At 37.9% G+C, this 1,020-nt stretch carries 1 protein-coding gene; it reads right to left on the bottom strand.

What is annotated here, in order from left to right:
• A partial coding sequence (locus tag JR005_RS09010; RefSeq protein WP_218665819.1) for a DUF6160 family protein occupies positions 1–911 on the bottom strand: 911 nt, incomplete at its 3' end.
• Positions 912–1,020 lie beyond the last annotated feature (109 nt).

Genomic DNA, 1,020 nt, shown 5'->3' with positions numbered 1-1,020 from the left:
GCACCGATATTACCGATCGGACCATTTTGTACCCCATTGAAAACCGTAGCATTACTTTGCCCAGTCGTGCCTAGAGTGACATTACTTAAACCAGCATCCAATTTGCTCGAATCACCGGTATTTCCAAATACAAAACCGCCAGTCTCCACACCAGAATAGAAGTTATTTAGAGAAAAGCCATTGGTCGTATCTGTCGCTTTTAGACTTAAATTAAACGTAATCCCTGTAGAATAAGAGTTCGCAGGAGTCTGTGTATCCGTATAATTTGATACTAATGTAATTGGACACCCAGCACTACAAATCGAACTAATCGCGCCTCCAAACTGGATCATGTGCCCCTGCGGAGCATTGCCGAGCTGAATGTTCATTTTTGGTGCATTACCAGACACAAAATTTACATCGATATTACTGCCAACACGTAGGAGTTCTTTGACATCACTATTTAAATTCGTTCCTGTGAATATGGATTTGGAACCCGTTGAACTAGAAGTTGAATTTGTTCCTGCCAAGTAAATCGAAAAAGGTGAAATCGTCAGGCCAGTGATTTGATTTGCAAAGGAAACCGCCAAATTTGCAAATGCTTTATTATTGATGCCACCATCTGTATCAGCGACGATATTTAAACTTGGAGTATTATTTGCACCATTAAAAGTAAGCGTTGTTGGGCTTGCATTTCTAGTTGCCACAACTAAACTTGCCCTATTAGCATATGAAGTTGCCTGTGCACCATAACCATTTGTATCAATCAAAGAAACTTGATTAAATTGTACTTTATTAATACCTATACCAATATTAATACCATCCTGCCCTGTAGTAGCTGACAGACTTTGGTCGTCTAGTGGCTGCATTGCAAAAGTGAAAGGTGCAAAGCAAATAAGACTTATACATCCGAGTATTTTATTTTTTTTCATTGTCCTATTCCTTAAGACAAATACAACTTGATTATTTATCATACATATTACAATAATTAAAGCACACTTAAGATTTTACCCGACTAAAGGCTGATTAGCAGAATTTTAG

The organism is Acinetobacter sp. Colony158, from assembly GCF_019264745.1.
In the GTDB taxonomy this organism is placed as follows: domain Bacteria; phylum Pseudomonadota; class Gammaproteobacteria; order Pseudomonadales; family Moraxellaceae; genus Acinetobacter; species Acinetobacter ursingii.
Note: the sequence above shows the minus strand (reverse complement) of the source record. Positions and strands in the feature narration are given on the sequence as shown.